Origin of the sequence: Streptomyces sp. NPDC092045 (genome assembly GCF_044756005.1) — a bacterium.
GTDB lineage: Bacteria > Actinomycetota > Actinomycetes > Streptomycetales > Streptomycetaceae > Streptomyces.
This window is the reverse complement of sequence record NZ_JBIVSC010000037.1, coordinates 22,074-28,461: the sequence shown is the minus strand read 5'-3', so window position 1 is coordinate 28,461 and position 6,388 is coordinate 22,074. Positions and strand designations below refer to the sequence as shown.

Below are 6,388 nucleotides of genomic sequence, written 5' to 3'. Positions count from 1 at the left end.
CGCCCCCGCCGCGCTCCCGGCCACCACCCCCGCCGCCGTGCCCCGGGCCGCCGCGGCCCCCCCCCCCCCCCCCCCCCGGGGGGCCCCCCCCCCCCCCCCCCCCCCCCCCCCCCCGCCCGCGCCTCCATCCCGGCCGCCGCACCGCCCGCTCCGACGCCCCGCTCGGCCCCGACGCCGATCTCCGATGCGCGCCGCCCTCCGATCCGATACTCTCCTAGCACAAACATAATTACGTACTAGTGCAAAAGAGAGGCCGACATGAGCGCCGCCGTCGAAGGACCCCCGCCCGCCGGCACCGTCCCACCGGTGCCGGCGCGGCCCGCCGCCTACGCGCCGACCGCCCGTACCGTGCCCACCCGCTCCCGGGAGCGCGCCTCGTACGACAGGGAACTGGTCCACTCGATCCTCGACGAGGCCTACGTCTGCCACCTCGGCTTCGTCCGCGACGGCGTGCCGGTCGTGCTCCCCACCCTCTTCGGCCGGGTCGGCGAGCGCCTCTACGTCCACGGCTCGACCGGCTCGCGGCCGCTGCGCGCGACCGGCGACGGCACGAAGGCCCCCGGTCTGCCGGTCTGCCTGACCGTGACCCACGTCGACGGCCTCGTGCTCGCCCGCTCCGCCTTCCACCACTCCCTCAACTACCGCTCGGTCGTCGTCCACGGCACCGCCCACCGGGTCACCGACCCCGAGGAGCTGAGGACCGCCCTCGACGCCCTCGTGGACCACGTCGTCCCCGGCCGCTCCGCCGACTCGCGCCCGGCGAACGCCAAGGAGCTCGCCGCCACCGCCGTGATCCGCCTCGACCTCGACGAGGTCTCCGCGAAGGTCCGCAGCGGCGGCCCCGGCGACGACCCCGAGGACCTCGCCCTCCCCCACTGGACCGGCGTGGTCCCGCTGCGCGGCGGCTACGGCACCCCGGTCCCGGCGGACGACCTCGACCCGTCCGTCGCCCTGCCCGACTACCTCGCCGCGCTCTGACGGCGGGCGAAGAGGGGCGCGAACCATGCTGATGCACCCCTGGGACACCGCGCACGACGAGGACGAGTGACGCGCGTGGCTCTCCCGGCACGACTTCGGCCGGCCCTCCGTCAACGGCCCGCCGGGCGAACCGCCGTGGGTCCAGCCGACCCACTTCCTGTACGAGCCCGAGCCCGGCCCCCACGGCCGCGTCCTGCTCCACCCGGCCCGGCCCAACCCGCTCCGGCGGGCCCTGGAGGCGAACCCGGAGGTGCTCCTGAACGTGGTCGACGACCACGACTTCGCACCGGGCCACTGGACGGCCCCCGAGGACGCGCCGCCCGAGCACGGCACCCCGACCTCGTACCACGCCCGCGCTGCACCGCGCGCGTGGTCGACGACCCGGCGGAGAAGGCCGCGCTCCTCAACCGCCAGGTCGCCCACTTCCAGCCGGAGGGCGGCACCGCGCCCGGCGAGGCGCCGTTCGGCCGCCTCCTGTCGGGCATCCGCGTCCTCGACCTCGAAGTGACCGGCGTACGGGCCGAGTCCACGGACGCGGGCAACAAGCCCCGGGAGGTCCGCGAGCGCGTCGCCCACCACCTCTCCGACCGGGACGGCCCCGGCGACCGGGAGGCCCGGGCCCACCGGCTCCGCCGCCTCGCGACCGGCTGACGCGCCCGGGACCGGGGCCGCGCGGCCGCTACGCCGGCACCGCCTCCCGCCTGCGCTCCACCGCCGTCCGCGTCTCCGCGAGGGCGAGTCCGGTGACGGCGGCGAGGAGCAGCAGCGTGCCGAGCACGATCGCGGCGGTGAGCCGCTCGCCGAGGAGCGAGACCGCGATCAGGGCGGCGCTCACCGGCTCCAGGAGCATGATCACGGAGACGGTGGCGGCCCGGACGACCGCCGCTCCGGCGAAGTACAGGGCGTACGCGAGCGCGGTCGGCACCGCCGCCACGTACACGAGGAGGAGCAGGACCCCCGCCGGCGTGCCGGTGTGCGGGACGAGCCCCTCGGCGAGCGCCGCGGGCAGCAGCCCGGCCGTCCCGATCGCGAAGGCCCAGGCGGTCGTCGTCAGGGCGTCCGCGCCGCCGCCGTCGCGGCCGAGCCCGCGGGTGAGCAGGGTGATCGCCGCGTATCCGGCCGCCGAGACGACCGCGAGGGCGACGCCCGCCGGCCGCACCTCGGCGTCACCGCCGCCCAGGACGAGGACGACGAGCCCGGCGAGCGCCCCGACGACGGCGAAGGCCCCGCCCCGGCCCAGGCGCTCGCCCATGGTGAGGCGGGCGCCGAGCGCGATGAGGACGGGGCCCGCGCCCAGGGTGACGACGGTGCCGACGGCCAGGCCCGTGGCCTCGACGGCGGCGAAGTACGCGCTCTGGAAGACGGTGAGCCCGACGCCGGTGCCGAGGATGCGGACCGCCTTCCGGCGGCGCGGTTCCGCCGGGGCCGGGGCGACCGCGCGGACGGCCGCGCGGCGGCGGCGCAGCGCGAGGGCGCCGAGCAGCAGGACCAGGCCGCCGGCGCAGCGCCAGAAGGAGAGGGCGAGGGGGCCCATGTCGCTGACGCGGAAGATCAGCGAGGCGGCGGCACCGGCCGTGCCCCAGGCGATTCCGGCGACGATCAGATAGAAGAGGCTCCGCCCGACGGACAGGGTGGATCCCGAGGAGTTCGACACGTGACTTCTCCGTGGAAGACGGGAGGGAAGGGTGGTCGCTGGACTCCGCGCGGGCAGCGACGAACCGCCCGGCGGCCAGGGATCGCCGCTCGGGCCCGGTCTTCGTCGGGAAGGTCTCCGCCGCGCGCTAGGAGGCGGGGGGCGGAAGCACGGTCGCACGCATGATCGGCACCTTAGGGGGTGGTCCGCCCGGCGGACAACCCGGCCTCCCGGCCGGCCTCGCCGGCCTCGGACCCGGAAGCCGCGCCGTCCCCGGATCCGGCCCCCGTGGCGCTCCCGGGTCCCGCTCCGGCCCCGCTCACGTCCCCCGTCCCGCCGGCCACGGGTCCGGACGAGGGCGCCTTCGGCGCCGAGGACTGGGCGATGAAGGCGCCGACCAGGACCACCGCGCCGCCGGCGATCTGCGGCGCGCCCAGGTGCTCGCCGAGCAGGACCCAGGCCAGGACGGTCGCGATGACGGCCTCCAGACAGGCCACGACACCCGCGACCTGCGGGGAGAGCCGGCGCACCGAGATGACGCCGGTGACGTAGGCGAAGACGGTGGCGATCAGCACGATCCAGCCGAGCAGCAGCCAGGCGGGCACGCTGGTGTCGTCCATGGCGGCGCGACCGCCGAGGACCGCCCAGTCCATGCCCCACGGCCGGGCCACGACGGTGAGGACGAGCGCGCCGATGAGCAGTCCGTAGGCGATGACGCCGACCGGGTCGGGCCGCTCGGCCCCGCCGTCCCCGTCGGCGCCCTGGTCGGAGAGGACGAAGTAGCCGACCTGGCAGCAGGCGGCGGCGAGCGCCAGGAGGAGTCCGAGCAGGTCGAAGCCCAGCCCGGACCAGACCTGGACGACGCACGCGAGGCCGCCGACCGCGAGGACGACGCCGAAGGCGGCGGCGCGGGTGACGGGCCGGCGCTGGACGAAGCGGACCCAGCCGAGGACGAGGGCCGGGGCGAGGTACTCGACGAGGAGGGCGACGCCGACGGGGATGCGGGAGATCGAGGCGAAGTAGAAGGCCTGGACACCGGCGACGGCGAGCAGGCCGAAGCCCACGAGGAGGGCGGGTTCGCGCCGCAGGAGGTCCCGGTGGCGCCAGGCCACCGGGAGCATGAGGAGCGCGGCGCCGGCGACCCGGAGCCAGACGACGTGGAGCGGGTCGAGTCCCGCCTCGATGAGCGGCTTGGCAGCCACTCCCGAACCACCGAATGCGAAGGCCGAGGCCAGGGCGAGTCCCAGGCCGGCGCTTCTCCCCTGAGACGCGTGCATGGGGTCATCATGACAGGACGGCGTCAGGGGTGTAACCCCTGTTGCACCTGTTGAGACGGCTCCTCGTGGCGGGCTCCTCCGACCGCCCGGTCGAGGGCGGCGTCACCGGCCCGTCCGAGGGCCTCGCACGGGTCGGCGGCGAGGTCCGCGCGGGCGGCCAGGGCGGCCGGGTCGACCCCGGCGCGGCGCAGCACCTCGACGGCCCGGCTCTCGGGGTCGGCGGCGACGACGGCGAGCAGGTCGACGCCCCGGGCCTGCGGTTCGCCGCGCCCGGCGGCCCGCCGGAGGGCGCCCTCCAGGGCGGCGGCCGCGGCCGGCGACCAGCCGGAGGGCCGGGCGTCCCGGGAGTCGGTCCCGCGCGTGGCGGGCAGCAGGCGCCGGTCCGCCGAGTCCTCGACGGAGCGCTGCCAGCGCAGGCCGTAGCCGATGGACCGCTGGACGAGGTAGCCGAGGACGCGGGCGAGCTGCTCGCGCCCCTCAAACACCGCGGCGGCCTCGGGGTCGGACTCGACGAGCGAGTGCAGCAGGTGCGCGGTGTCGATCTGGCGGTCCCCGTCCCGGAGGGCCCTGCGGCGCGCGCCCGAGACGGCCGCCGCGAGCGGGGGCGTCAGGAAGGGGACGAGCTCCGCGCGCAGGGCGGCGGGCTGCCGGAGCGACGGGGAGCGCGGGACGGGACTGTGCACGCTCCCACTCCATCAGACCGGGACGGCCGGAACATCACCGGAGAGGAGCATGTGCGCGTCCCACCGGAGTCGGGCACGGACGTGCGGTTCCTCCTCCTTGCGGAGGAGATCGCGCGCGACGCCCCCGAAAAGGCGCGCGCCGCCTTGCCTCGCGCCCCTCCTGCAACCACGACCCCCTCTCCGCTCGTCTTCCGAACGTGTTCTGGATGGTGGGTCTGCTCGCGCGCGACGGGCGGCAGTACGTGTACCGGGTGTACGCACCCCGGGAGGCGCTGCCCGCCGATCTGTTCTGGACCGCGTTCCACTGCCACGAGGAGGACGGGGCGCCGCGCGCCTCCGACAGCTTCGACGCGGCGGAGATCTGGTGGATCGGCGACGGGACGGGCCCGGCCGCGGCGGAGCTGACGGTCCACCGCTCCTGAGCGCCCGGGAAAACGGAGAAGGGGGCCCGCGGCGGTTGCCGCAGGCCCCTTCTCCGTTCCCCCGCGCCTCCGTGGCTCAGTGCTCGTCGGCCAGGATCAGGTACAGCTTCTTGCGCGCCTCGTTGATGACGGCGACCGCCTTCTCGCGCTGCTCGGGGCTGCCGGTCTTCCAGACCTGCCCGAACGCCTCCATCAGGCCGAAGCCGGCCTGCCGGATCTCGTTCACGGCGTCCCAGTCGACCCCGCGCCCGGCCTCCTCCCAGGGAGCCTCGGGCCCGTTCTCCGCCTCGGCGCGCCCGGAGTCGGTGAGCGTGAACAGCTTCTTGCCGCCCTCGCTCGCGCTGGTGATCAGCCCCTCGTCCTCCAGGAGCTGGAGGGTGGGGTAGACGGAGCCGGGACTGGGCTTCCAGGCCCCGTCGCTGCGCTCGCCGATCTCGCGGATCATCTCGTAGCCGTGCATCGGGCGGTCCTTCAGGAGGGCCAGGATCGAGGCCCGCACGTCACCGCGCCGCGCCCGTCCCCGGCCGCCCCCGCGACCCCGGCCCCCGAAGGGGCCTCCTCCGAACGGTCCGCCGCCGAAGCCGGGCCCGAAGGGCCCGAACGCGGCGCGGCGCCCCTCGAAGTCTCCCCGGCCTCCGGGGCCGTGGCCCCCACGACCGGCTCCGTGTCCGTTTCCGTACTCGTGTCCATGTGAACGCATGACGACGCTCCTTCCATCGGGATTCCTTCTACGAACCATCGCGATGGCTCAACGATATATCGGAACCGTTCGGTAGGCAAGAACGTGAAAAGCCGCGGGCGCGAATCGAACACCAGTTCGATAGCGAGGGGGAAGAAAAGGTGCCCTCCCCCGGCCGGGGAGGGCACCTACGTGGTCCCGGGTCCGGACAGGGCCTCAGTCCAGACAGAACCGGACAGGGCCTCAGTCCAGACAGAACTCGTTGCCCTCTATGTCCTGCATCGTGATGCAGGACTCGTTCTCCTCGTCGGCGAACTGCGTGTAGAGGTGGACCGCGCCGAGCTCGACCAGCCGCGCGCACTCCGCCTGGAGCGTGGTGAGGCGCTCCTCGCCCACGAGACCGGTGCCGGCCCGCACGTCGAGGTGCACCCGGTTCTTGGCGACCTTGCCCTCGGGGACGCGCTGGAAGAACAGTCGCGGGCCCTCGCCCGAGGGATCGGCGCAGGAGAACCACTTCACCCCGTGCCCGTCCGGCAGCGAGCGGTGGTAGTCGTCCCAGGTGGCGAAGCCCTCCGGCGCCGGCGGCACGACGTACCCCAGCACCTCGCACCAGAAGCGGGCGAGGCGCTCGGGATCCGCGCAGTCGAAGGTGACCTGGAACTTCTTGATCGTCGGCATCGGGCCACCCTAGTGGCGCGCACCGCCCATCGGCACCC

7 protein-coding genes and 1 pseudogene are annotated in these 6,388 nt (G+C 75.3%); 3 read left to right on the top strand and 5 right to left on the bottom strand.

Features of this window, described 5'->3' with window-relative positions:
* Nucleotides 1-258 precede the first annotated feature (258 nt).
* Nucleotides 259-978 carry a pyridoxamine 5'-phosphate oxidase family protein gene (locus ACIQKA_RS34460; protein WP_402543349.1) on the top strand — a complete coding sequence of 240 codons (720 nt, stop codon included), beginning with the start codon at nucleotides 259-261 and terminating at the stop codon, nucleotides 976-978.
* Between the two features lie 25 nt (nucleotides 979-1,003).
* Nucleotides 1,004-1,629, top strand: a pseudogene (locus tag ACIQKA_RS34455) (FMN-binding negative transcriptional regulator).
* Nucleotides 1,630-1,657: 28 nt separating this feature from the next.
* Here the strand turns inward: ACIQKA_RS34455 and ACIQKA_RS34450 are convergent.
* The 3 genes from ACIQKA_RS34450 to ACIQKA_RS34440 form a co-directional block, all read right to left on the bottom strand.
* Nucleotides 1,658-2,632: a DMT family transporter gene (locus ACIQKA_RS34450; RefSeq protein ID WP_402543348.1), complete on the bottom strand. Its 975-nt coding sequence runs from the start codon at nucleotides 2,630-2,632 to the stop codon at nucleotides 1,658-1,660.
* 173 nt (nucleotides 2,633-2,805) lie between these two features.
* Nucleotides 2,806-3,888, bottom strand: coding sequence for a DMT family transporter (locus tag ACIQKA_RS34445; protein ID WP_390107089.1), 1,083 nt, complete (start codon nucleotides 3,886-3,888; stop codon nucleotides 2,806-2,808).
* Nucleotides 3,889-3,911: 23 nt separating this feature from the next.
* Entirely contained in the window at nucleotides 3,912-4,571 is a 660-nt protein-coding gene (locus ACIQKA_RS34440) for a Clp protease N-terminal domain-containing protein (protein WP_402543347.1), read from the bottom strand.
* A gap of 197 nt (nucleotides 4,572-4,768) precedes the next feature.
* On the opposite strand from ACIQKA_RS34440, the gene ACIQKA_RS34435 reads away from it, so the two are divergent.
* Nucleotides 4,769-4,993, top strand: a complete 225-nt coding sequence (locus ACIQKA_RS34435; RefSeq protein WP_383160096.1) for a hypothetical protein — start codon at nucleotides 4,769-4,771, stop codon at nucleotides 4,991-4,993.
* Nucleotides 4,994-5,069: 76 nt separating this feature from the next.
* Here ACIQKA_RS34435 and ACIQKA_RS34430 read toward each other — a convergent pair whose 3' ends face one another.
* On the bottom strand, nucleotides 5,070-5,693 hold the full coding sequence (locus ACIQKA_RS34430) for a PadR family transcriptional regulator (RefSeq protein ID WP_383160467.1): 624 nt from the start codon (nucleotides 5,691-5,693) through the stop codon (nucleotides 5,070-5,072).
* Between the two features lie 222 nt (nucleotides 5,694-5,915).
* Complete coding sequence (locus ACIQKA_RS34425; protein WP_391097068.1) at nucleotides 5,916-6,350, bottom strand: VOC family protein; 435 nt, start codon at nucleotides 6,348-6,350, stop codon at nucleotides 5,916-5,918.
* Between the last annotated feature and the right edge of the window lie 38 nt (nucleotides 6,351-6,388).

Coding starts and splice junctions, on each gene's coding strand:
- ACIQKA_RS34460 (WP_402543349.1), top strand. CDS start 259: ATGAGCGCCGCCGTCGAAGGACCCCCGCCCGCCGGCACCGTCCCACCG.
- ACIQKA_RS34425 (WP_391097068.1), bottom strand. CDS start 6,350: ATGCCGACGATCAAGAAGTTCCAGGTCACCTTCGACTGCGCGGATCCC.
- ACIQKA_RS34445 (WP_390107089.1), bottom strand. CDS start 3,888: ATGCACGCGTCTCAGGGGAGAAGCGCCGGCCTGGGACTCGCCCTGGCC.
- ACIQKA_RS34430 (WP_383160467.1), bottom strand. CDS start 5,693: ATGCGTTCACATGGACACGAGTACGGAAACGGACACGGAGCCGGTCGT.